The 23,537-nt window shown below is 67.5% G+C and carries 18 protein-coding genes; 5 read left to right on the top strand and 13 right to left on the bottom strand.

Going from position 1 to position 23,537, the window contains the following annotated elements; translation table 11 throughout:
- Window positions 1–8: 8 nt before the first annotated feature.
- The 11 genes from LQ144_RS05830 to LQ144_RS05780 form a co-directional block, all read right to left on the bottom strand.
- Entirely contained in the window at window positions 9–1,106 is a 1,098-nt protein-coding gene (locus LQ144_RS05830; RefSeq protein WP_230117621.1) for an alanine racemase, read from the bottom strand.
- 65 nt (window positions 1,107–1,171) lie between these two features.
- Window positions 1,172–1,984, bottom strand: a complete 813-nt coding sequence (locus LQ144_RS05825) for a DeoR/GlpR family DNA-binding transcription regulator (protein WP_230117620.1) — start codon at window positions 1,982–1,984, stop codon at window positions 1,172–1,174.
- Window positions 1,985–2,046: 62 nt separating this feature from the next.
- Window positions 2,047–2,736 (bottom strand): SDR family oxidoreductase, encoded by a 690-nt coding sequence (locus LQ144_RS05820; protein ID WP_230117619.1) that lies wholly within the window; start codon window positions 2,734–2,736, stop codon window positions 2,047–2,049.
- On the bottom strand, window positions 2,733–4,022 hold the full coding sequence (locus LQ144_RS05815) for an exo-alpha-sialidase (protein ID WP_230117618.1): 1,290 nt from the start codon (window positions 4,020–4,022) through the stop codon (window positions 2,733–2,735). The genes LQ144_RS05820 and LQ144_RS05815 overlap by 4 nt, the downstream gene beginning before the upstream one ends.
- A gap of 3 nt (window positions 4,023–4,025) precedes the next feature.
- Window positions 4,026–4,802, bottom strand: a complete 777-nt coding sequence (locus LQ144_RS05810; RefSeq protein ID WP_230117617.1) for an aldolase/citrate lyase family protein — start codon at window positions 4,800–4,802, stop codon at window positions 4,026–4,028.
- 87 nt (window positions 4,803–4,889) lie between these two features.
- Window positions 4,890–5,879 carry an aldo/keto reductase gene (locus tag LQ144_RS05805; protein ID WP_230117616.1) on the bottom strand — a complete coding sequence of 330 codons (990 nt, stop codon included), beginning with the start codon at window positions 5,877–5,879 and terminating at the stop codon, window positions 4,890–4,892.
- Window positions 5,880–5,930: 51 nt separating this feature from the next.
- Window positions 5,931–6,761, bottom strand: coding sequence for an ATP-binding cassette domain-containing protein (locus LQ144_RS05800; protein ID WP_230117615.1), 831 nt, complete (start codon window positions 6,759–6,761; stop codon window positions 5,931–5,933).
- Window positions 6,754–7,671, bottom strand: coding sequence for an ABC transporter ATP-binding protein (locus LQ144_RS05795; protein WP_230117614.1), 918 nt, complete (start codon window positions 7,669–7,671; stop codon window positions 6,754–6,756). The genes LQ144_RS05800 and LQ144_RS05795 overlap by 8 nt, the downstream gene beginning before the upstream one ends.
- A gap of 1 nt (window position 7,672) precedes the next feature.
- The gene (locus LQ144_RS05790) at window positions 7,673–8,608 is read right to left on the bottom strand and encodes an ABC transporter permease (protein WP_230117613.1); all 936 of its coding nucleotides are present in this window, start codon (window positions 8,606–8,608) and stop codon (window positions 7,673–7,675) included.
- Window positions 8,605–9,540, bottom strand: coding sequence for an ABC transporter permease (locus tag LQ144_RS05785; protein WP_230117612.1), 936 nt, complete (start codon window positions 9,538–9,540; stop codon window positions 8,605–8,607). The genes LQ144_RS05790 and LQ144_RS05785 overlap by 4 nt, the downstream gene beginning before the upstream one ends.
- A 3-nt stretch (window positions 9,541–9,543) precedes the next feature.
- Window positions 9,544–11,118, bottom strand: a complete 1,575-nt coding sequence (locus LQ144_RS05780) for an ABC transporter substrate-binding protein (protein WP_230117611.1) — start codon at window positions 11,116–11,118, stop codon at window positions 9,544–9,546.
- A 222-nt stretch (window positions 11,119–11,340) separates the two neighbouring features.
- On the opposite strand from LQ144_RS05780, the gene LQ144_RS05775 reads away from it, so the two are divergent.
- The 5 genes from LQ144_RS05775 to LQ144_RS05755 all read left to right on the top strand — a co-directional run bounded on the left by LQ144_RS05775 (window position 11,341) and on the right by LQ144_RS05755 (window position 20,284).
- Window positions 11,341–12,678, top strand: coding sequence for a four-carbon acid sugar kinase family protein (locus LQ144_RS05775; RefSeq protein ID WP_230117610.1), 1,338 nt, complete (start codon window positions 11,341–11,343; stop codon window positions 12,676–12,678).
- On the top strand, window positions 12,675–13,712 hold the full coding sequence (gene pdxA, locus LQ144_RS05770; protein ID WP_230117609.1) for a 4-hydroxythreonine-4-phosphate dehydrogenase PdxA: 1,038 nt from the start codon (window positions 12,675–12,677) through the stop codon (window positions 13,710–13,712). The genes LQ144_RS05775 and pdxA overlap by 4 nt, the downstream gene beginning before the upstream one ends.
- 131 nt (window positions 13,713–13,843) lie before the next feature.
- The gene (locus tag LQ144_RS05765) at window positions 13,844–14,809 is read left to right on the top strand and encodes a quinone oxidoreductase (protein ID WP_230117608.1); all 966 of its coding nucleotides are present in this window, start codon (window positions 13,844–13,846) and stop codon (window positions 14,807–14,809) included.
- Between the two features lie 205 nt (window positions 14,810–15,014).
- Window positions 15,015–18,869, top strand: coding sequence for a Pls/PosA family non-ribosomal peptide synthetase (locus LQ144_RS05760; protein WP_230117643.1), 3,855 nt, complete (start codon window positions 15,015–15,017; stop codon window positions 18,867–18,869).
- A gap of 56 nt (window positions 18,870–18,925) precedes the next feature.
- Entirely contained in the window at window positions 18,926–20,284 is a 1,359-nt protein-coding gene (locus LQ144_RS05755) for a M1 family metallopeptidase (protein WP_230117607.1), read from the top strand.
- A gap of 24 nt (window positions 20,285–20,308) precedes the next feature.
- On the opposite strand, the gene LQ144_RS05750 is transcribed toward LQ144_RS05755, so the two are convergent.
- Window positions 20,309–20,932, bottom strand: a complete 624-nt coding sequence (locus LQ144_RS05750) for a 4'-phosphopantetheinyl transferase family protein (protein ID WP_230117606.1) — start codon at window positions 20,930–20,932, stop codon at window positions 20,309–20,311.
- 61 nt (window positions 20,933–20,993) lie between these two features.
- Entirely contained in the window at window positions 20,994–23,537 is a 2,544-nt protein-coding gene (gene pheT / locus LQ144_RS05745; protein ID WP_230117605.1) for a phenylalanine--tRNA ligase subunit beta, read from the bottom strand.

The following is a 23,537-nucleotide window of genomic DNA, read 5'->3' as shown; positions in this document are numbered from 1 at the left end:
GGCCATCCTCAGGTGTTCTTGCCGCGGGCCGCAACGGTCCACCGGCCAGTGAACACCCCGCCGCTGACCAGGCTCGCCTCGTCCACCAGGTTGATGGTCAGGCATACGTGGTTGGGGACCACCCTGAGCCGCCGTCCGAGCGCCGGCATTGGAGTGCCGTCGGGCCACTCCACCGTGGCGTGGTGTTCGGACAGCGACGTGATCCTGGCACCGGGATAGTCGAGCAGGCGGCCGTAGCCGCTGGCCCACGCCGCGCGGTCGCTCCCCAGGATCTTGCTGCCGGCATCCATGATGAACCGCCCAGGCTCGCCTGGACCCGTCCTGTGATGGCTGACCACCGTACTCGCAACCGTCAGCGCGATGCTCTCTGGCGTGCACCGCTCAAGCTCCAGCTGCTGGGCATCACCGAAAACGTAGACGCCCGGCCGCAGTTCGGTAGCTGCTGTGTCTCCTCCCACCAAGGCGGTCGGAGTGGAGCCGCCGCTAATTTCTGACACGTTGAACCCCTCCGCCGCCATGCGCGTGGCCGCCCGGATCAGCGCTTCATCCTCCTGCCGGGCCGCTGCCGCAGGCATCCCGGGCGCATAGCTGTGGCCGGGAAACGTGAAGACGCCGACAACCTCCAGCCCGGCGTCCGCGGCCGCGCGGGCAACGCCTGCGGCTTCGTCAGGATGGACTCCGCTTCGGTGGTGTCCGCTGTCGATCTCCACGCGAACGGCAATGTTGCCGGCGTCCGTTCCGAGGTTTTGTCCCATGAACGCCGCGCTCTCCGCAGAGTCCACACCGACGGTGATGCGGGCTTGGGCCGAAAGGCGGCGCAGCCGTTCTGCCTGACCCTGGGTTACCCACAGCGGGTAGGCGATGAAGATGTCCTTCACCCCGCCGTTGGCAAAGACTTCCGCCTCGCCGATCGTGGCCACGGTGAGCCCCACTGCTCCTGCCGCGAGTTGCCTGGCCGCTACCTCGAGGATCTTGTGTGTCTTGGCGTGCGGGCGAAGCTTCACTCCGCGGGCACGGGTGGCGGCGGCCATCCGTGCGATGTTGCGGTCCAGCACGTCCACATCGATCATCACTTCCGGCGTGGTGATTTCATCGGGAATGCACATTCAGGGACCTCGGATTCTGCGATGGATGGTTCATGTGGCCGTGGTGCGCGTCTGCGCCTGCGGCCCTAACTGACACGTTTCGCGGGGGCGGGGCCAGCGGCTCCGTTGTCGCCAACGTCCACAAGCTGAACGGTGGCGCCCGCTTTGCGGAACAGCTGGATCTGGAATGCATCGGCGTGGCTGTCAGTCACCAGCGTCCAGGGAAGGGGAATCCGCGCCCAGGCGTGGAAGGGCCTTTTGCCCAGCTTGGTGGAGTCGGCAAGGACATAGACAGTGTCACCGCGCCGTGCCATGAGTTCTTTGAGCCTGGTCTGGGCATGGTCTGCCTCGCACAGTCCGTCCTCGGCCGTCACGGCATCTGCGCTCAGGAAGACCCTGTCGAAGCTCATGCGTTCGAGCGCGGCTTCGGCGAGAGGACCGACGAACGTCTGGCTGACGCCGCGGAGTCTGCCGCCGAGGCAATCCACCTGCACGCCCGGCGAGTCAGCGAGTTCCTGCAGTGTGTTGATGCCGGGTGTTGCCACGGTCAGGTTGTTCCGCTCCCGGAGGGCGTGCGCGAGGGCGCCGACAGTAGAACCGCCGTCGAGCAGTATGCTTTCGCCGTCCTTAACCTCCGCGGCGGCCCAGGCCGCAATTGCCTGCTTTTGTTCGAAGGCCTCGCCGGTACGCTGACGCAGCGATGGTTCCGGATGCGCGCCCAGCGCAACGGCCCCTCCGTAGGTCCGGGCGAGCTTCCCCTGTTCGTTCAGCTGTGCCAGGTCCCGGCGGATCGTAGAGGCGGTCACGTTGAAGTGACGCGACAGCTCCTCCACGGAGGCCAGCCCTGTGGTGACGGCGAGGTGGTAGATCTCTTCTCGCCTGGCTTTGGCGGTGGTCATGTTCCGTTCTCCTTCGGGAAGGGCGCGCTGTCATCATGCCACGGGCAGGCCTGCCCGGCCTGCTACAGAGACGCGCCGCCGCAGATCACATAGTTCTGCCCGGTAATGGACTTGCCGTGCGGCCCGAGCAGGAAACCGGCCAGTGCCGCAACGTCTTCCGGATCCACCAGCCGGCCCAGGGCCGGGAGTTTCGGCGGCGTGGCCGACCTGCCGGGATCGTCGAGCATGGGTGTGTCCGTCGGGCCGGGAGAAAGGACATTGACGGTGATGCCTCGCGGGGCCAGTTCCTGCGCCCAGGTGCGGCCCATGCCAAGCAGCGCCGCCTTCGTGGCTGCGTACTGGCTTTTGCCGGGCGAACCCGTAGACGTTCTGCTGCCAATCAGCAGGACGCGGCCGCCGGCCGGCATCCGCGGCACGACGATGTTGGCCAGAGCGCTGGCGGCGGCCACGTGCACCGTGAACATACCGGCGAGCGCCTCCGGATCCAGGTCGCCCAGGACGGCGGTCCGCTGGAACCCGGCCGCATGCACCAGGGCGTCGACAGGGCTGACTCCGGCGACGGTTTCAGCCAGCGACGCCGGGTCCGAGAGGTCTGCCCGCAGCCACCGGAACCCTGGTCCCAGCGAAGTCTCGCTGCGGCTCAACCCGGTGACCGTCCAGCCGTCGGCCAGCAGTCGCTCGGCGATGGCCTTGCCGATGCCCGAACTGCAGCCGGTGACGACGGCGTGCCGCTCAGCCTGCGGACTGCTCACGAGTCCCCGCCGGGCGTCGCGGTCCCTTCGTAGGCCCACTGCGGGTCCACTCGCACGTACTTGATGGCCTGGCGGAAGTACGTGTAGGCGATGTTCAGCGCGCCGTCCGGGCCCTGATGGATGGACGGGTAGGAGTACTCACGGTTCAGGCCGTCCCGGGAGTTGTTGGACAGGCAGTAGCCGTCGCCCACATCCAGGTTCCGCCGGACGGGCCAGCTGCGGCCGGAGTCCTCCGATATCGCCAGCGTCATCGGCGAGCGCGGCGTGCCCCAGAAGGCCGTCCGCTCCCCGGCATCGGCGGGACCCGAACCGCGGGCCTGCACAGCCGGTCCCACCTGTGCGTCAGCGAGTTGCCCCTGTTCGTCGGCCAGCCCGTCGTCGTCGATCTCGTCGTAGAGCGAGAGCCGCCGTTCGGTGTTCTCCTCCGCCCTGGCGTGGTTGTAGACCAGCGCCAGCCGGCCGTCAGCCAGTGCCGTGAACTGGATGGAGGAGTTGTTGTTGGGCAGCTCGGTGGGGACCGGTTCACTCCAGGTGGTGCCGTCATCGGTGGAGCGGGACTCGTAGATCGAGTCCGCCCAGCGGCTGCGGAACAGCGCCAGCAGCGAACCGTCGGCCACCGGCTGGATGTTCATGTGGACGCAGCCCAGGCTCCCCGGCAGGACGTGCTCGCTCCAGCTGGCGCCGGCGTCGTCGGAAATCATGACGGCGCTGTCGTCACTATTGCCCACCCACTTTTCACCCGGGGTGGTGATGCAGCGGAAGATCGGGATGATCAGCCGGCCCGACGGCAGGACCACCGGCAGCTGCCGGACGAACACGCCGCCGGTTTCGTTGGCCGGGAACAGCGTCTCCACCGGACCCCACGTCCGGCCGCTGTCCGTGGAAGTCCGACGGCGGACCTCGGCGGTGTCCTGGTTGCCCGCCTTCTGCGCGGTGTAGAGCAGCCACAGCGAGCCGTCCGGTGCGGTGAACAGGATGGGGTTCTGCTCGGACCGGGTGCCGTCGTCGGAGAGCTGCTCCGCCGGGGACCATTGCGTGCTCCCCGGTTCGAGCGTGGAGAACCAGATGGAAATGTCCGGCACGCCCTCCTGGGTTCCGCCGAACCAGACACAGCCCAGGCGCCCGTCCGGCAGGGTCAGGAGGTTCGCGGCGTGGCTTTGCACGGTGGGCGCGGGCAGGTAAGCGAAGTCCGCGCCGTCGGCGTGCCTGACGCTGCCGTCGGGGGTGATGGAGCTGTACTCGGTGCCGGGCGTCGTGGGGGTGGGCGTCGTGGGGCTCGTGGACATGGATCAGTCCTTCGCGGTTGCGGCGGCCAGGTGGGCTTTGGCGGCCAGTTCCAGGTGGGTCAGGTCCGAGGCCACCGTGGTGAACGTGTAGCCCTGGCGGAGCCGTTGGGCGGCGATGTCGCCCGAGGCGGTGTGGATGCCGGCGGCCACGCCAGCCGAGGCCGCCGCTTCGGCGATCGTCTCCAGCGCGGCGTTGAACTCGGCGTCGATCGCGGGGTCGCCGGGGTACGCGCCGCCGACGGCGATGGCCAGGTCAGACGGGCCCACGTAGATGCCGTCGAGCCCGGGCGTCGCGCAGATTTCCTTGACGTTTTTCAGGCCGTCCGGCGTCTCGATCATCGCGAATACCAGGGTGGCGGCGTTGGCGTCGGCCGGAACCGGCCCGATCCGCAGGGCGGAGCGCATGGGCCCGTACGAGCGGCCGCCCATCGGCGGGTACTTGGCCGCAGCAACTGCTGCGGCGGCGTCCGCCGCCGTGTTCACCAGCGGCACGATCACGCCGACGGCGCCGGCGTCCAGGGCCTTTCCGATCGCGGTCAGGTTGTTGTCCTCAACGCGCACCATGCCGACGGCGGTGTGCCCGGCGTCGATGGCCATGAGGCCGCTGAGCACGCCCGAGTAGCCGAGCAGGCCGTGCTGCGCGTCGAGTGCCACATAGTCGTAGCCCAGACGGCCGATGCGCTCCGTGGCCACGGGTGCATCCAGCACGGCCCAGTAGCCGACCGCCTGTTCACGGGCGCGGATCTTACGGGCGAATTCGAGGGCCAGTTCCGATGTCATCTTTTTCTACCTTCAGTCATGTGCGTGGAGCGGTGCCGGATGTTTACGGGCCGGATATATAAGGGCCGGATTTGTATACAGGCCCGGTCAGCGGTTGTAGGCGGGCATGGGGCCGCGGAGCCCGGCGCCCACGGCGTCGCAGGCTTCGGACACGTCGGCTGGCAGCGGGCCCTTGGCCACGGCCGCGATATTGGCGCGGAGCTGTTCCACCTTGGATCCACCGAGCAGCATGGAGCCCACTCCGTCCCGGTACGCGAGCCAGCGCAGCGAGAGTTCCGCCAGAGTGACTCCGGCGTTCTCCGCAATGCCTGCCAGCGCGTTGACAGCTTCGAACAGCTGCTTGTCCCAGTAGCGCTGCGTGTACATGGCAGCGAGCTTGGAGTCGCCGAAACGGCCCTCGGAGGGCTTGGACTCGAAGCTGTGCTTTCCGGTGAGCAGGCCGCCGCCCAGGGGGTTGTAGACCATGGTGTGGACGTCGTGCGTGGCGGCGAATTCGAGGTATTCCTCCTCCACACGGCGGGCCACGAGGTTGTAGAGCTGCTGCGCCACCACCGGCCGCGGTGCGCCGACCTCTCGGGCCACATGGATGACGTCGGCGATCTGCCAGGCCGCGAAGTTGGAGACGCCCAGGGCGCCGATCTTGCCTTCGGCGGCGAGCTCGGCCACGGTGCGCAGGGTGTCGTGCAACGGCGTGGCACGGTCCGGCTGGTGCAGGTAGAACAGGTCAATGCTGTCCGCGCCGAGGCGCCGGAGGCTGCCCTCGACGCTGTTGCGCAGCCCCTCGGGTGACAGCGGCGAGTGCTGGCCATGGTCCGGGTGGGGCATGCCCGCCTTGGAGGCGAGGATGATGTTCTCCCGGCGGTCCTTGAGGAGCCGGGCCAGCATTTCCTCGGTGGCCCCGCCCACATAGGCGTTGGCGGTGTCAATCGTGGTGATGCCGGCGTCGAGGGCCTCGTCCACCATGCGGCCTGCGGTGGCCTCGTCGGCCGTATCACCAAAGGTCATGGTGCCCAGGACGAGCCGGGAGATGGGTAGCTTCAGGCCGTCCACCGGGGTGCCTGCTGGCTGCTTGCTCATGTGTTGCTTCCTCATGGTTGCGGTATCGGTTTTGGTCGGGTTCAGTTCAGTTCAGGCGCTGGTTTTCAGCGCCAGCGACGAGACAAGGTGGCGCGGCTTGAGCCCGCGCATGGTGGACGGGTCCAGTGCCGCGCGGCGGAGCCGGCGGGTGTAGTCCTCCTTCGGCGAGGTGAGCACCGAGGCGGTGGTTCCCGCTTCCACGAGCTTGCCGCGCTGCATCACCATGACGCTATGGCTGATCTCCTGCACCACGCCAAGGTTGTGCGAGATGAAGACGTAGGTGATGCCGGTTTCGTCCTGGATGGACTTCAGCAGCCGGAGTACCTGGGCCTGGACGGAGACGTCGAGCGCGCTGGTAGCCTCGTCACAGACCAGCAGTTCGGGCTTGGACGCCAGCGCGCGGGCGATGCCGATCCGCTGCCGCTGGCCGCCCGAGAATTCCGCGGGGTGCTTGTCCAGGGAATTTGCTGGCAGGCCCACCTGGTCGATGAGCTTCGCCGCGGCCTTGTTCCGCTCGGCCTTGGACCGGACGCCCTGCAGCTTCAGCGGCTCGGCCACGATTTCCTGCGCGGTGAGGTGCGGGTCCAGGGAGCCGTAGGGATCCTGGAACACCATCTGGAATTTGGAGCGGAGCGGGCGCAGCTTCGCCTCGCTGAGCGCGGCCAGGTCCGTTCCGTCCAGCTCGATCCGGCCGCTGGCCGGCGTCACCAGCCGCATCAGTGCCTTCGCGATGGTCGACTTGCCGCAGCCTGATTCACCGACGACGGCGATCGTCTTGCCCTTCTCCACCGAGAAGGAGACGTCGTCCACCGCCCGAAAGGTTCCGCCCGGCACGTGGTAGTCCACCACGAGGTTTTCGACGGAGAGGAACGGCTTACTCATGGCGGGCTCCAGTGTTGGTCAGGGCGGCGTCGGGCGTTGTGGTGGTGGCAGGAAGCCCTGGGGTTTCGTCCCAGGGACCCAGGACCGGCACGGCGGCCAGCAGGTCGCGGGTGTACTCCGTGGCGGGATGATCCACGATCTGCTGGACGTCTCCGGATTCCACGAAGGAACCGTCCTTCATCACATGGATCCGGTCCGAGATGAGCCGGGCCACGCCGAGGTCGTGCGTGATCATCAGGATGCCGATGCCGCGCTGTTCCTGGAGCTCCAGCAGGAGGTCCAGGATGCCGCCCTGCACGGTAACGTCCAAGGCGGAGGTGGGCTCGTCGGCCACGAGGAGCTGCGGTTCGCTGGCCAGGGCGATGGCGATCAGCACGCGCTGGAGCATGCCGCCGGAGAGTTGGTGGGGGTACTTCTTGAGCTGCTTTTCCGGCGTCGGGATGTGGACCTGTTCCAGAAGGCGGATGGCCCGGGCCTGGACGGCACCCTTGTCCGTGGAGGCGGCACCGGCGATCCTGATGGCTTCGGAGAGCTGGCTGCCGATCGAGTGCACCGGGCTCAGGGCGGTCATGGGGTCCTGGGGAATCAGCGCGAGCGTCTTGCCGCGGACCTTCTCGATGGCCTTGGGCTCGGCGATCACGTCCACTCCGTCGATCTTGACCGATCCGGACAGCACAGCGAGGTCCTCCGGCAGCAGCCGCAGGATGCCCATCGCCGTCGTCGATTTCCCGGAGCCGGACTCACCGATGATGGTGACGGTCTCGCCCCGGTGGATGCTGAAGCTCACGGAGTCCACGGCACGGATGATGCCGGCGTCGGTGATCAGCTCCACCTGGAAGTCACGGACCTCCAGCAGGGCCTGCTCCTTGTGGCCGGAGTCAGTGTGGCCTGCGTCTGTGTGTGCGTTCATGTCAGGCACCCTTCTTCTTGCGGCGGGGACGGTCGCGGAGGCCGTCACCCAGCAGGTTCACGCCCACCACCATGAGCACGATCACAAGGCCTGGCAGAGTGACCATCCACCACGAGGTGGTGATGTAGTCCTGGCCGTCGGAGATGATGCGGCCCCAGGTGGCGAACGGCCGCTGCGGGCCGGCGCCGAGGAAGCTGAGCGCGCTCTCGAGCAGCACGGCCTGGGCCAGGAGCAGGAGCACCACAAGGGTTGCCTGCTTGATGACGTTGGGGATGATGTGCTGGATCAGGATCTGGATCCTGTGCAGGCCCAGGATCCGGGCTGCCGAAACGTACGGTTTTTCGCGTTCCACGAGGACCATGGACCGGGTTAGGCGGGCCACTTCGGGCCATTGGGCGATGGCGATGACGCCAGTGATGACAGGAATTGACGGCCCGAAGAGGGCCACCACGAGCAGCAGCATCATCAGCAGCGGAAGGGACATCTGGGCTTCGAGGACGCGGGACACCACGGTGTCCACCCAGCCGCCGAAGTAGCCGGCGGCCGCGCCAAGGATGATGCCGATCGCGCCGGACACCACCACGGCCAGGACGCCGATGGTCAGTGACACCTGGCCGCCGTGCAGGACGCGGGAGAGCAGGTCGCGCCCCAGTTGGTCGGTGCCGAACAGGTGCCCGTCCATCAGGGGCGGGAGCCGGCGGGCCGAGAGGTCCTGGTGGTTGGCGTCCGGCAGGGGCAGGACCTGGGCCAGCAGGATGGGGATGATGACCAGGAGCGTGCAGAGGGCGCCGATCCGCATCTTCCATTTGGCGGAATTACGACGGCGGGTGGCGCCGGCCTTCGCGATCAGCGCCTTGGTGACGGCGCTGGGGGACGGTTTGCGCTCCGGGGTGCCGTCAGGCAGGCCGGCGGTCGGTGCTGCGGTGTCGAGGCTCATGCTGCTGCCGCCTTTCCAAGACGAACGCGGGGATCAAGAAGCGGGTAGGCGAGGTCGATGACCAGCTGGACGCCTACGGCCAGCAGGGCCGTGAGGAGGACTGTTGCCTGGATCAGGGGGTAGTCGCGGGTTTCGAGGGCACGGACGATCAAGGAACCGACGCCTGGCCAGGCGAACACCACTTCCACCACCACCACGCCGTTGAGCATGGCGGCGAAGCGGGTACCAAGTGCGGTGAAGACCGGAATAGCTGAGTTGCCCATGGCGTAGCGCCAGGTGAGGATCGAGTTCCGGATTCCCCGGGACCGGGCCACGGTGAGGTAGGGGGCCGCGAAGTTGGTGGTCATTTCCCGCCGTACCATCCGGGAGATCAGGGCGATCTGCAGGATGGCGATGGTGACGGTGGGCAGGACCAGCCCACCCCAGGTGGCGAACCCGGAGGCCGGGAAGATCGGAATGAGGACGGCGAATCCGGTGAGGAGCATGATGCCGGTCCAGAAGTCGGGCATGGACTGCCCTGCGATGGTCAGGACGTTCACGCCGAACTCGCTTTTGGTGTCTGGCCGCCGGGACATCCACACGCCCAGCGGGATGGCCACCACGGCGGTGAGGAGGATCGACGCCGTGGCGAGCGTCAGCGTGTAGGGCATCCGCTCGGCCACCACCTGGAGGGCCGGGGCCTGGAAGGAGTACGAGGTGCCGAGGTTGCCGGTGAACAGCTGCTGCAGGAAGATCCAGTACTGCTCCAGCACGGGGCGGTCCAGTCCGAACTGCTCGCGGACCTTGGCCAGCTGCTCGGTGGTGGCCAGCGGTCCGGCGTAGGAGACCGCAGGGTCGCCGGGGGCCAGACGGATAAGGATGAAGACGGTGGAAACGGTGAGGAACACGGTCAGCAGGCCTTGGCCCAGCCGTTTGAGGATGTAGTTCGTCATGACTCAGGCCTCCAGCCGGACGTCAACAAGTGGGTAGGAGTTGGTGGGCGCCAGTGAAAGGCCGTCCACGCGCTTCTGGTGTGCCAGCACGGACTTGGGCACGAACGCCCAGGCGCACGGCCAGGTATCCCAGATGGCCTTCTGCGCCGTGGCGAGCAGCTGCTGCCGGCGCACCGGATCCACTTCGGACGACGCCGCCTGGATCTTGGCCTGCACCTCCGGGACCACGTAGCCCTGGTAGGTGTCGCGGGTCTTTTCCTTCTCGGCAGTGCCGGCGTACATGCCCTGCATCATGGTGATGGCCAGGCCGGTGGGGCTGCTGAAGCCGTTGCCCAGCAGGTCCCAGTCGCCCTGCTTGCCCTGGCGCCAGGCCAGGATGTTGCCGCCGGGCTCGAACTGCTGGAGCTGGGTTTTCACGCCCACGGCGCCGAACATTTCCACAAGGGCCTCCATCACGGAGGTATCGGACGCGAACTCGCCGGTTTCCCAGATGATCTTCAGGTTCAGGTCGGTGGCGCCCAGGCTCTTCAGCGTTGCCTTGGCCTTCTCCGGATCGTAGGTGTAGGAGCCGGTCTTCGAGTAGCCGGTGAGGCTCGACGGCACCACGCCTTCGGCCGCGCTGACCGAATCGACCAGCACGTCCTTGACCAGAGCCTCGCCGTCGACGGCCCAGCTGAGGGCCTCGCGGACCCGGACGTCGGCCAGCGGGTGGCTGGCGGGCTTGCGGAAGTTGTAGAAGATCTGGTTCAGCCGAAGGCTCGACGCTTCGGCAAGGACGACGCCGGGAAGCCCGGCCAGCTGTTCGCGCGAGTCCGGCGTGATGGAGTCGATGACGTCCACCTCGCCGCTGCGCAGGGCGATCACGCGGCTGGATTCCTCAGGGAGGAACCGGACCTCGACGTTCTCCACCTTGGGCGCCGGGCCCCAGTAGTTCTCATTGCGCTTGAGGCTGTAGGTGCCGGCGCCGCGGTTGAACTTGGTGACCATGTAGGGGCCGGAACCAACGCCCTCCTGGAGCTCTTCGGGCTTGTTCTTCGCAGCCGGGCTGATCAGGATCATGCTCATGAGCGAATCCAGGATGGGGATGGGGTTCTTGGACTCCATCAGGAAGGTCCGCTCGTCAACGGGCACCACGGTGGGAAACTCCGGGAAGAACCCGGCGACGAAGGATCCCTGCACCTGCTGGTACATCTTCAGGGCCGTGGCGATGTCCTCGATGACCACCGGCGTGCCGTCGGAGTAGCGGACTCCCTCGCGGAGCTTGACGGTCCACTGCGTGGGCTTGGTCATCTTGAAGCTTTCCGCGAGAACGAGGACCGGCTTGGTTTCCGGCCCGATGGCCGTGAGTCCCTGCCGGACAGCCCGCTGGACGGTGACGGCCGCATCGAACTGGTTCAGTTTGTTGTCCAGGCTGACAAGGGACCTGTTGAGCGCCAGGGTCAGGGTGCTGGGACCCGGCAGGCCCGTGGGGCCGGCACACCCGGCGATGGAGCCTGTGCCCAGGAGAAATCCGGCGGCTGCGCCGAACTGCAGGAGGCGGCGCCGTGAGATCTCACTTCCCTGAGGAAGAACGGTCATCGTTGACCTCTCGGTTGAACGGGACGGCTGGCGGCCGGTTGGCCTGCGCCGTGTTACATGGATCACTCTGCCACTCATGCGCGAAATGCGCAAGCACTATGGCGCGTTCCGCGCAATCGTGCCATGATGGTGCTACCGACGACTCGGCCTGGGACCCATCCCGGCCGGTTCGCAGTCGGTGGATCTTTACAAGAGCGGATCTACAGAAGAAAGGAGGACGACGTGACCGCAGTCCTTATTCAGGCGGATGACTTTTCCGGCGCGGCCGAGGTGGGACAGTGCTTTGCCACCCAGGGTCTTCGAACGCGCCTCCTCCTGGCCGGCACCGCGGACTCAGGCGTTGCCGACAATGACGCTCCGGACGTCCTCGTGGTTGACACGCATACCCGGGCCCTTTCTCCGGAAGCAGCCGAAGCGGCCGTTTCCGGAGTCTTTGACGGTGCCACGGCAGCCGGTGCACAGGCCCTGTTCAAGAAGATGGATTCGCTGTGGCGCGGCAACGTGGGCCCGGAACTGGCCGCACTGACGGGCATGGGCTACCACGTCGTGGTGGCGGGTGCACTCCCCCAGCTGCGGCGGACCGTGGTGGGCGGCCAGCCGTTTGCCGACGGCATCCGCCTCGACCTCACGACTCTCTGGAAGGCGGAGGACGCCGCGCCGCCATCGTCAGTAGAACAGGTACTGAACCGGCCTGAGGGCTCCTCCCTCACCCTGGCCGGCCTCGACATTGTGAGGTCCGGCGGCCTGGCGGCCTTCATAGCTGAAGCCCTGCAAGCCGGGGGCCCGGCCACGGTGATTGCCGACGGCGAGACCGAGGCGGATCTGGAAGCCGTCACGGACGCCCTGCTGGACCTGGAGTTCACCGCCGCCGGCCGCCGGATCGTGCTGGCCGGAACAGGCGGCATCGCCGCCCTCCTGGCCACGAAACTGGGTGCGAAACTGGGCAACAAATCTGCGCGAAACACGCAGAGCCAGCTTTCCCGGCGACAAGATCAGGCAATGGCGCGTTCCACCCCAAGAGTGCTTGCCGCCGTCGGCTCCGCCTCCGCGGCGGCGGCTGCGCAGCTGCTGCAGCTGGAAAGCGCCGGGTTCAGCGCACTGCGGATAGCTCCCGCCGAACTCCGGGATCCTGAAGCCTGGGCGCAGCGGCTCCTTTCGGCCAAGCAGCTCCTGGTTGCCGACACGCCGACCGCTCTGACTGTCAGCGCCGACGTCGTGAATCCGCAGGAATCCGGCGCGATCGTCCGCAGCCTCGGTCGCCTGGCGGCAGATGCCGCCGGCACCGCCGACCTCATCCTCACCGGCGGCGAAACCGCCCGCGAGGTGCTCGATGACCTTGGCATCCGCCAGTTGACGCCGCTGGCGTCCGCGCAGCACGGGGCCGTGGTCAGCCTGTCCGATGACGGGAGACTCGTCGGCACCAAACCGGGCAGCTTCGGGGACGGCCACGCGCTCGTCGAGCTGTACCAGTCCATGAAAGACCTCCGGGCGTATCCCTTCACGCACGTCCGGCCGGAGAACACCCCCACAAGCCCTCCCACCAATCTGGAGCAGACATGACATCCGCAGTAGCGAACATTACTGAGCAGGACCGCCGGCCGTTCATCGCCGTGACCATGGGGGACGGCGCCGGCGTCGGCCCCGAAGTGACAGTGGGCGCGCTCATTGCTGAGAACGCCTACCGCGACTGCCGGCCGGTGGTCATCGGAGACACCTACCGTTTGCAGCTCGGTGCCAAGGCGCTTGGCGTCAAGGCCGACATTGTGGAGATCGCGAGCGTGGGCGAAGCCGTCTTTGAGGCCGGCCGCATCAACGTGATCGACCCCAAGCTACTGTCCAGGGACCTGCCTTGGGGCCAGGAGTCCGCCGAGGCGGGCAACGCCGCATACCACTACATCAGGATCGCCTGCGAGCTGGGCATGAGCGGCCAGGTGCAGGGCATCTGCACCGCGCCGCTGAACAAGGCCGCCCTGCACAAGGCCGGGCACATCTACCCCGGGCACACGGAACTGTTGGCGCACTTCATGGGCATCGAGGAAGTGTCGATGATGCTTTCGACCCCGAAGGTGAAGGTCATCCACGTCACCACCCACATCGGTCTCCTCGACGCCATCAACAGGATTGAGCCCGGGCTGGTGGAACGGACGGTGCGCCGGGGCCACGGTGCCATGCAGCGCGCTGGCATCGCCAACCCGAAGATCGGCGTCTGCGCCATCAACCCGCACGCCGGCGAGAACGGGCTGTTCGGCTACGGCGAAGAAGCGGAGAAGATCACCCCCGCCATCGAAAAGCTCCAGGCCGACGGCATCGACGCCCGCGGCCCCCTGCCGGCCGACACCGCCTTCTTCCTCGCCGGCCGCGGCGACTACGACCTCATCGTCGCGATGTACCACGATCAGGGCCACGGTCCGGTCAAGGTCCTCGGCATCGAGGCCGGCGTCAACATCACGGTCGGGCTGCCCGTCATCCGCACCTCGGTGGACCACGGGACCGCCTTCGACATCGCCGGCAAGGGCATCGTTGAGGTGGGCAGCATGATCGAGGCACTGCGCCAGGCCGCCGAAATGTCGCCGAGTCCGGCACAGCAACGCTGACCGCCCCCAGCGCCAGGTTGGCGCGGCCCGGACCCCCGGATGAAGCCCGACTTCGCCTGCGGCGCCTGACGTCCCTAGGATGGACTGAGGATCCGGCCGCCGGAAGTCCCGGCCCGGGAAGGAGAGCTTCCATGACGCACGCCATCGTCGCCCAGCAGCCGGGCGGACCCGAGGTCCTGGACTTCGCGGAGATCGACCGCCCCGTTCCCGGTCCGGGCCAGCTGCTTATTAAGGTGGCGGCTGCCGGCGTCAACTTCATTGACACCTACCAGCGCGGCGGCATGTACAAGGTGCCCTTTCCCTTCACTCCGGGCTCGGAGGCTGCCGGCACGGTCGAGGAAGTCGGCGAGGGAGTCGAGGACTTCGCGATGGGCAGCCGGGTAGCCACGGCCGAGGGCTCGAAGTGCTATGCGGGATACACGGTGCTTGACGCGGCCAAGGCCCTGCCGGTGCCCGACGGCGTGGACGACCTCACGGCTGCGGCACTCCCCCTGCAGGGCATGACCGCCCACTACCTGATCAACTCGTCGTTCCGGGTTGAACCGGGCCACAGCGTGCTGGTGCACGCGGGCGCCGGCGGCGTCGGCCTGCTCCTGATCCAGCTCCTGAAGGCCCGCGGCGCCCGCGTCATCACCACGGTCTCCACCGATGAGAAGGAAGCTCTGGCTCGGGAAGCCGGCGCCGACGAGGTGCTCCGCTATGACGGGTTCGCGGCCACTGTCCGTGAGCTGACCAACGGCGACGGGGTGAACGTGGTGTACGACGGCGTGGGGAAAGACACGTTCGACGGCTCACTGTCCAGCCTGCGCACGCGCGGCTCGCTCGTTTTGTTCGGCGCAGCCTCAGGGGCGGTCCCGCCGGTGGATCCGCAGCGGCTCAACGCGGGTGGTTCGCTGACGCTCACGCGGCCCTCGCTCGCCCACTTCCTGGGCAACCCGCAGGAACGCCTCTGGCGCTCCACCGAAATTTTTGGCGCCGTGGCCGATGGCAGCCTCAGCGTGCGGATCGGCGCCACTTATCCCCTGGCCGAGGCCCGGCGGGCCCATGAGGACCTCGAAGGCCGGCGCACCACGGGCAAAGTACTTCTTGTTCCCTAAACGGCCACCCGGATCCACTGGCAAGTGAACGCCCGGTAAACCGCGACACCTTCCGTTCACTTTGCCGGGAGAGAATCCACCTGTGAATGAGCAGCCTCCGCAGACCACCCGCACCCTAGGCATCCCTGCGGGCGGTGCTGCGCCTGCCACGGTGCACGCAGCCCAGCTTCCCGGTGCCCACGCTGCGCCGCCGGAGCGGACCCTGATGGACATCCTGCAGGACACCGCGGCAACGTTTCCGGACGCGTCAGCCCTGGATGACGGCCGGCAGTCACTCAGTTACGCGCAGCTGATGGCATCCGTCCGGGCAACCGCCCGCCGGCTTCATTCGGCCGGCCTGGGCGCAGGTGACAGGATCGGCGTCCGGATCCCGTCCGGCACCAACGAGCTCTACATTTCCATCCTTGCGGTCATGCTCATCGGGGCGGCCTACGTTCCGGTCGACGCCGACGATCCGGACGAGCGCGCCAAACTGGTCTTTGGCGAGGCCCGGGTGGCCGGGATCGTGCGGGCCAACGGCGATATTGTCACCGACCAGAAGCGTCCCCGGCCTTTTCCCCAGCCCCGGACGGCAACTCCCGACGACGACGCCTGGGTCATCTTCACGTCAGGTTCCACGGGGACGCCGAAGGGCGTGGCCGTCCGCCACCGGTCGTCGGCGGCCTTCGTCGACGCCGAGTCGAGGATTTTCCTGCGCGATGAGCCCGTGGGGCCGCAGGACCGTGTCCTCGCGGGGCTGTCCGTGGCCTTCGACGCCTCGTGCGAAGAGATGTGGCTGGCCTGGCGCCACGGAGCCTGCCTGGTGCCGGCTCCCCGGGCACTTGTCCGCACGGGCATGGACCTCGGGCCGTGGCTGATCAGCCACGGCATCACTGTTGTCTCCACCGTCCCCACGCTCGCGGCATTGTGGCCTGCGGAGGCACTCGAGAATGTGCGGCTGCTGATCTTCGGCGGGGAGGCTTGCCCGCCCGAACTGGCTGAACGCCTGGCCGTGGAAGGCCGCGAGGTGTGGAACACCTACGGGCCGACCGAAGCGACGGTGGTGGCCTGCGCTGCTCCCCTTGGCGGCACCGGTCCGGTCAGGATCGGGTTGCCTCTCGACGGCTGGGACCTCGCCGTGGTCGCTTCCGACGACGTTCCCGTCGCCGAAGGGGAAATCGGTGAACTCATCATCGGGGGCGTGGGCCTGGCCCGCTACCTCGATCCTCTGAAGGACGCGGAAAAATATGCACCCATGCCGGCACTGGGGTGGGACCGCGCCTACCGCTCAGGCGACCTGGTCCGCTACGAACGTGCGGGCCTGATCTTTATCGGACGGGCCGATGAACAGGTCAAGCTCGGCGGCCGCAGGATCGAGCTCGGCGAGATCGACGCTGCGCTCCAGTCGCTTCCGGACGTGGCGGGCGCCGCTGCCGCGGTACGCACGACGGCGGCCGGCAACCAGGTCCTGGTGGGATATCTCGCCCCCTCCGGTGATGCTGTCCTTGACCTCGCGGCGGCCCGAAAGCTGCTGCTTGCGGTTCTCCCCGCGCCGTTGATCCCGCTGCTGACCGTCGTCGGCAGCCTGCCGACCAAAACCAGCGGGAAGGTGGACCGGCATGCGCTTCCGTGGCCCTTGCCGGGGGCCGGCGGCGCGGACGACGCTGCCGCCCCGCTGAACCTCCCGCACGACGCACAGTGGATTGTGGAGCAATGGGCGGCAGTCCTGGGAAGCAGGGTGGCGAGTCTTGACGCGGACTTCTTCGCCCACGGCGGCGGATCGTTGGCCGCAGCCCAGCTCGTCTCGGCGCTCCGTGTCCGCTACCCCACCATCACTGTGGCGGACATCTATGCCACCCCGCGCGTCGGCGCCCTGATTGACACCGCACGCCAGTCGCTGCCGGACGGCATGGCCGCCGGGCCCGCCCCGGAGCGGCCGGTGCGGCCCACCGCCCTCAAGTCACAGGTGTTCCAGACCCTCATGGGCATCCCGCTGCACATTCTCGTGGGCATGCGCTGGCTGACATACCTGATGGCCGCGAACAACCTGCTGTCGGCCTTCGCCGGCTTCTCGGCTGCCCCGGTCCTTTCCTGGTGGTGGGTTGCGGCGTCCTGGCTGGTCTTTGTCAGTCCTGCGGGGCGGATGGCCATCGCGGTTGCCGCTGCGCGCCTCCTGCTGTGGAACGTGACACCCGGAACCTATCCGCGCTCCGGACGGGTTCACCTGCGGCTTTGGCTGGCCGAGCAGATCCAGGATCTCTCCAGCGCCATCAGCCTGGCCAGCGCTCCGTGGGTGCCCTATTACGCACGGGCGCTGGGGGCAAAGATAGGGGTCAACGTCCACCTGCACTCCCTGCCCCCGGTGACCGGCTTCCTCTCACTGGGCAACGGCAGCAACATCGAGCCCGAGGTGGACTTGTCCGGGTGGTGGATCGACGGTGACGTCGTGCACATCGGCCGGGTCCACGTGGGAGCAGAGGCTTCCGTCGGTGCCCGCAGCACCCTCATGCCCGGGACCAGTATCGGTGCCGGAGGCCAGGTGGAACCGGGCTCGGCCGTTCTGGGGAAGGTCAAAGCGGGCCAGGTCGTGGCGGGATCGCCCGCTGAGCGCCGCGGCAAGGCCAAACAGGGCTGGCCCGCTGCCCAGCCTGCCAGCTCCCTGATCGGCAGGCTGTGGTTTGCCGCTTTCGCCGCGGCCTCGGCGGTCCTGGCCATGATTCCGTACGCTTCAGCTGCATGCGCAGCGCTGGTGGTGTTCCTGTTCATCAGGGGAAGCGACACCCTGATCGGTGCCTGGCCCCAGCTTCTGGCCGCGCTACCGCTGGCTGCCCTCACCTGGTTCCTGACGAACCTGCTCCTGATCCTGGCAGCCACGAGGCTGCTGGGCACGGGCCTTGCGGAAGGCTACTACCGCGTTCGCAGCCGCATCGGCTGGCAGGTCTGGGCCACGGAGCGGGTCCTGGACATGGCCCGTGACCTCCTCTTCCCGATCTATGCGAGCCTCTTCACGCCTGTCTGGCTGAGACTGCTGGGCGCCAAGGTCGGCAAGAACGTTGAGGCTTCCACTGTCCTCCTGCTGCCCAAAATGACGACCGTGGGCGAGGGCGCCTTCCTTGCGGACGACACCATGGTGGCCTCCTATGAGCTGGGCGGTGGCTGGATCCGGATCGCCCCTGCCAAAATCGGCAAACGCTCCTTCCTTGGCAACTCGGGAATGACGGCGGCCGGGCGCAACGTGCCGAAGAACTCCCTGGTGGCAGTCCTGTCGGCAACGCCCAACAAGGCGAAGTCCGGTACGTCCTGGCTCGGCAGCCCTCCGGTCAGGCTTCGGCGGACAGCGGTGGCGTCGGACAGCACCCGGACGTTCCAGCCGCCCGCAAGGCTGAAGGTGGCCCGGACGCTGTGGGAGCTGTGCCGCTTCGTGCCCGTGATGCTGACCGTCGCCCTGGCCATGGGGGTCATGGTGACGTTCGATTGGCTCGCGGCCCTCTGGGGCTACGCGGCGGCCGCCGCGCTCGGCGGGCTGGTGCTTTTGGCTGCCGGTGGGATAGCCGCAGGCAGCGCCGTGGCTGCCAAATGGCTCCTGGTCGGAAGAATCAAACCGGGCGAACATCCCTTATGGAGCTCGTTCATTTGGCGCAACGAGGTGGTGGACACCTTCATCGAGATGGTCACCGCGCCGTGGTTCGCCCGGGCAGCCACGGGAACACCTGCACTGGTGTGGTGGCTCCGCGGCCTGGGCGCAAAAATCGGCCGCGGCGCCTGGTGCGAGAGCTATTGGCTGCCTGAAGCTGACCTCGTCACCCTGGGTGACAGCTCAACAGTTAACCGCGGCTGTGTGGTCCAGACGCACCTCTTCCACGACCGCATCATGAGCATCGACACTGTTACGCTCGAAGACGGGGCCACCATGGGACCGCACGGCGTCATCCTGCCGCAGGCGCGGATCGGCAAGGGTGGGACCGTGGGCCCGGCATCCCTGGTAATGCGCGGCGAGACGGTCCCGGCCGCAACTTACTGGATGGGCAACCCGGTCAGCCCCTGGACGGGCCCGGGAGTTCCGGCTCCCCGCCTGAAGTAACTGCCCGCAGAAGACCAACCGATCCGCCCGACAAACCTGATTGAGGCACACGCCTGATGAGTTCTCCAGATTCCCCCGGCCCCGCTGCTGTGCTGCCTGTGCCGGGTCCGGCCGGCACCGCCGATCCCTACGTTCCCGGGCACGGAACCGATGCTTATCGGGTCCTGCGCTATGAACTGGAGCTGGACTACAAACTGGCCAGCAACAGGCTCAACGGCCGGGCGGTAGTGCGGGCGGTTGCCGCACGCCGCATCTCCGCAGTGGTGCTGGACATGACCGGCCTCCGTGCCTTGAAGATCCAGTTGGACGGGTCCCGTGTCAGGAGATTCACCCAGCGGGCGGAGCAGTTGGTGGTTCACTGCGAGCAGCCCCTGGACCCTGGAGCGGAATTCACCCTGGACATCCGCTATACCGGTAATCCGGAGCCGCGCAAGGGCCTCTGGGGAGAAGTGGGGTGGGAGGAGCTCACGGACGGAGTGCTCGTTGCGGGCCAGCCCAACGGGGCACCGTCCTGGTTTCCGTGCAACGACCATCCGCGGAATAAGGCAAGCTACCGTATCTCCGTCACCACCGACGCCGGTTACCGTGCCGTGTGCAACGGCCTGTTGGTGGGACATACCAGCCGGTCGAGCAGGCAGACCTGGGTCTATGAACAGGCGGAGCCGATGGCGACCTACCTGGCCACTGTGCAGATCGGCCGGTATGAACTGTTGACGCTGCCCGACGAAGGCGGAGTGGCGCAGCACATCGCCGTGCCCGCCTCGTTTGCCGGTTCCGCGAGGGCCGCACTGACCCGCCAGCCGGACATGATGCGCGCGTTCATCGGCTGCTTTGGACCGTATCCCTTCCGGGAGTACACCGTGGTGGTGACCGACGACGACCTCGAGATTCCCCTTGAGGCCCAGTCGCTTTCGATCCTGGGCCGCAACCACCTGGCCGCGGATTGGGAGTCGCAGCGGCTCATCGCGCACGAACTTGCGCACCAGTGGTTCGGCAACTCCCTGACCCTCAGCATCTGGAGCGATATCTGGCTGCATGAGGGCTTCGCCTGCTACGCGGAATGGATCTGGTCCGAGGAAGCCGGCATCATGCCCGTGCAGGAGAGGGCCGCGGCAGCGTGGCGAAAACTCGACTCCGGCATCCAGGACATCCTCGTAGGAGACCCTGGTCCCGAACTGATGTTCGACGACAGGGTGTACAAGCGCGGCGCGCTGGCCCTGCACGCACTCCGCCGGCGGTGCGGTGATCTGGCATTCTTCGCGCTGCTGCAGGACTGGACCCGGAGCAGAGTCCATGCCTCAGTATCCACAGCCGAGTTCATTCTGGCTGCGGACCGGGTGACGGGCCTGGACTCGGAGTCCCTGCTGCACCCGTGGCTGTTCGAGGAGGCACTTCCGGCGTTGCCCGGCGCCTAACGGGCCCGGCTGTCCGGTGCCCGGTCAGCCCAGTGCCACTGCAGCCACGAGCCAGGCCGGCAGGCCGGCCGCCGCGGCGTCGACATCGGAAATTTCCGGATGCCCCAGTGCTTCTACCGTTCCTGGCTGCACGGTCAGCCCCTCGCCGGTCATCTTGAGCCACGCCTCTTTCCGCGCCCAGAGCCGGGCGCGGGCCTGAAGCAGTTCAGTGTCCCGCAGCCCCGTTACGGCCGCGCGCTCCGACTCCGTCAGCGCTACAGCTTCGAAACCCGAAAAATCGGTGCCGCGGGGATCCTCAATGTCGATGCCCAGCCTGGTTCCGGGCTGCGGCTCCAGGACAGCACCCACGAGCGTCCAGCCCGCCGCCCTGGACAGGCTGAGGAGCAACGGAAGCCCCACGCCCGCCCGCGAATATCCCGGCCGGCCGTGCGATAGGCCCGGGCCGCTGCCGCACCTCGGACAGCTGTAGTCGCAGGTCAGGTCCCGGGCGGGGGTCCCCAGCAAATCGGCGGCCAACTCCCGCTGCGCCAGCCGACCGGACACAAAAGCCCGGCGCAGGCCGGGCTCCATGGCGGCTGCGCGTTCCAGCTCGGGAGGGTCAAGCAGCGATTCGTCGGCGGGACCGTCCGGGGAAGCGCGAAAGACCACGCCGGAGGGCGTGGTCCTTCGCGTTGTTCCCAAACTGGTGCCCAGTCGACTCGTCCCCCGGCTAACGCTGCACGGCGCCAAACCGCGCGGCGGCAACCGCGACCGCACTCTCGCGTGCGGCAGAGGCTTCATCGGCGGTCAGCGTCCGGTCATTGGCACGGAAGCGGAGACCGAAGGCCAGCGACTTCTTGCCTTCCTCGATCCCCTTACCGGCGTACACGTCGAACAGCGCGACGTCCTCCAGGAGTTCGCCCGCTCCTTCCCGCAGCGCGGCCAGGACGTCATCTGCAGGAATTTCCTGCGGCACAACAAGTGCCACGTCCTGGGTGGCCACGGGGAAGGTGGAGATATGGCGTGCCACGATGACATCGGCAGCCGCCTCGAACAGGGCGTCGGCATTGATCTCAAGTGCCGCGGAACGGGCCGGCATGTCGTGGGCGGCAAGGAGCTTCGGGTGCAGCTCCCCCGCGTAGCCCACAACCTCGCCGGTGCGCAGCGAAAGCTGCCCGGTCCGGCCCGGATGGAACGCCTGGTGATCGCCCTGGCCCACAACCAGCTCAACACCCAGAATGTCGCCAGCCAAGCGGGCGATGTCCAGCGCATCAGCCCAGTCCCACGCCCTGGGCGAGTGACCCGCAGCAGCGGGTGAGTCGTGGCCGGTCAGGACCGCGGCGACGTGCAACGGCTGGTCCGGCACGCCGTCGTACAGGGCATCCAGCACCTCATCGGAGGGCTTGACGCCCAGCGGCGGGATGGAGGACGTTCCCACGGTGTCGCCGGGCAGGAAGACAAGGCCTGCCTCGAAGAGCGCCAGGTCGCGGAAGCCGCGCGAGTGGTTGCGCTTGGCTACCTCGATGAGTCCGGGCAGGACCGAGGTCCGCAGGTAGCCGTGTTCCTCGCTGATGGGGTTGGCCAGCTTGACCGCCGTGCGGACCGCGCCGGCTTCGGCCACGCCGAAGGTGTCGTTGGCAGCCTTCGACACGAATGGGTAGGCCAGGACCTCGGTAAGCCCGGCGTCGGCGAGGGCCTGGATCAGTCGCCGCCGCTGCTGCTGCACGCGGGTCAGCCCGCGTCCCGGAGGAGCGACCGGAAGGGTCGCCGGGATCTGGTCGTATCCCACCAGGCGGGCGATTTCCTCGGACAGGTCTTCCTTGGTTTCGAGGTCGTTCCGCCAGCTGGGCGCCGAAACCGTCCAGCCGCCGTCGGCCTTTTCCACCACGGCGCCGAGATCCTCAAGGGAGGTGACAATCTGCTCTTCAGTGAAGTCGATGCCGATCCGTGCGGCGGCGAAGCCCGCCGGCAGGGCGATGGTCACGGCGTCCGGTGCGGTCCCGACGTCGGTGCCCGCCTCGTCAGCGACGCCCCCGGCGAGTTCCACCATAAGGTCCACAACGCGCTGGGCGGCAATGTTCGCTACCTGCCAGTCCACGCCGCGTTCAAATCGCTTTGACGCTTCGGACGGCAGCTTGTGCCGGCGGCGGGAGCGTGCGATGGAAACCTCATCGAAGTGGGCCGCCTCGACCAGCACGTTGGTGGTGGAGTCGGACACCTCAGTGGCCGCGCCGCCCATGACGCCGGCGATGCCGATCGCCCCGGAGCCGTCCGTGATGAGGAGATCCTCGACGTCGAGCGTCCGTTCCTTGTCATCCAGGGTGGTGATCTTCTCCCCCGCCACGGCACGGCGGACCACGATGTCGCCGGACAGCTTGTCCAGGTCGTAGCAGTGCGTGGGCTGGCCGAGCTCCAGCATGACGTAGTTCGAGATGTCCACGGGAAGGGAGATGGAGCGGATACCGGCAAGACGCAGCCGTGAAACCATCCACTGGGGTGTCGGTTTTGTGGCGTCGACTCCGCGGACGGTCCGGGCCACGAAGCGGTCACAGCCGGGCTTGCCGTAGATGGGCGCGTCGTCGTTGAGCTTGACGCCGTGGCCGCCGGCCAATTCCGCCGGGGCCGACACCTTGGACGCGGGGTCCGTGAAGGACGTTCCGGTGGCGTGGGCGTATTCCCGGGCCACACCGCGGATCGAGAACGCGTAGCCACGGTCAGGGGTGACGTTGATCTCGGCGGCTTCGTCGTAGAGCCCCAGGAGCTCCATGGCGTCGGTACCGATTTCCGGGTCCAGGCCGATCCTCGACAGCACCAGGATGCCATCGTGGTCTTCACCGATGCCCAGTTCGCGTACGGAGGCGATCATGCCCGCGGAGAGGTGCCCGTAGGTTTTCCGTGCCGAGATGTGGAAGTCGCCGGGCAGCACGGCACCGGGGAGGGTGACTACCACCTTGTCCCCTTCGACGAAGTTGTGGGCTCCGCAGATGATGCCCTGGACACCGGAGGGATCGATGCCCTTGCCGGTGAGGGTCTGCTCTTGGCCTTCGGGGACCACGCGGACCTGGCACCAGTTGATGGTCTTGCCGTTGGTCTGCGGTTCCTTGACCAGGCTCAGGACCTGGCCCACCACGACGGGGCCCTTAAGGCCGTCCGTGGGACGGTGGACCGCTTCTTCTTCAAAGCCGACCTTGACGAGCTCGGCCATGACGTCTTCGGCCGTTGCTCCGGCCGGTACCTGCGCGAATTCACGCAGCCAGGAAAGTGGGATACGCAC

The sequence above is a fragment of the Arthrobacter sp. Bi83 genome, assembly GCF_918698095.1.
In the GTDB taxonomy this organism is placed as follows: domain Bacteria; phylum Actinomycetota; class Actinomycetes; order Actinomycetales; family Micrococcaceae; genus Arthrobacter.
Note: the sequence above shows the minus strand (reverse complement) of the source record. Positions and strands in the feature narration are given on the sequence as shown.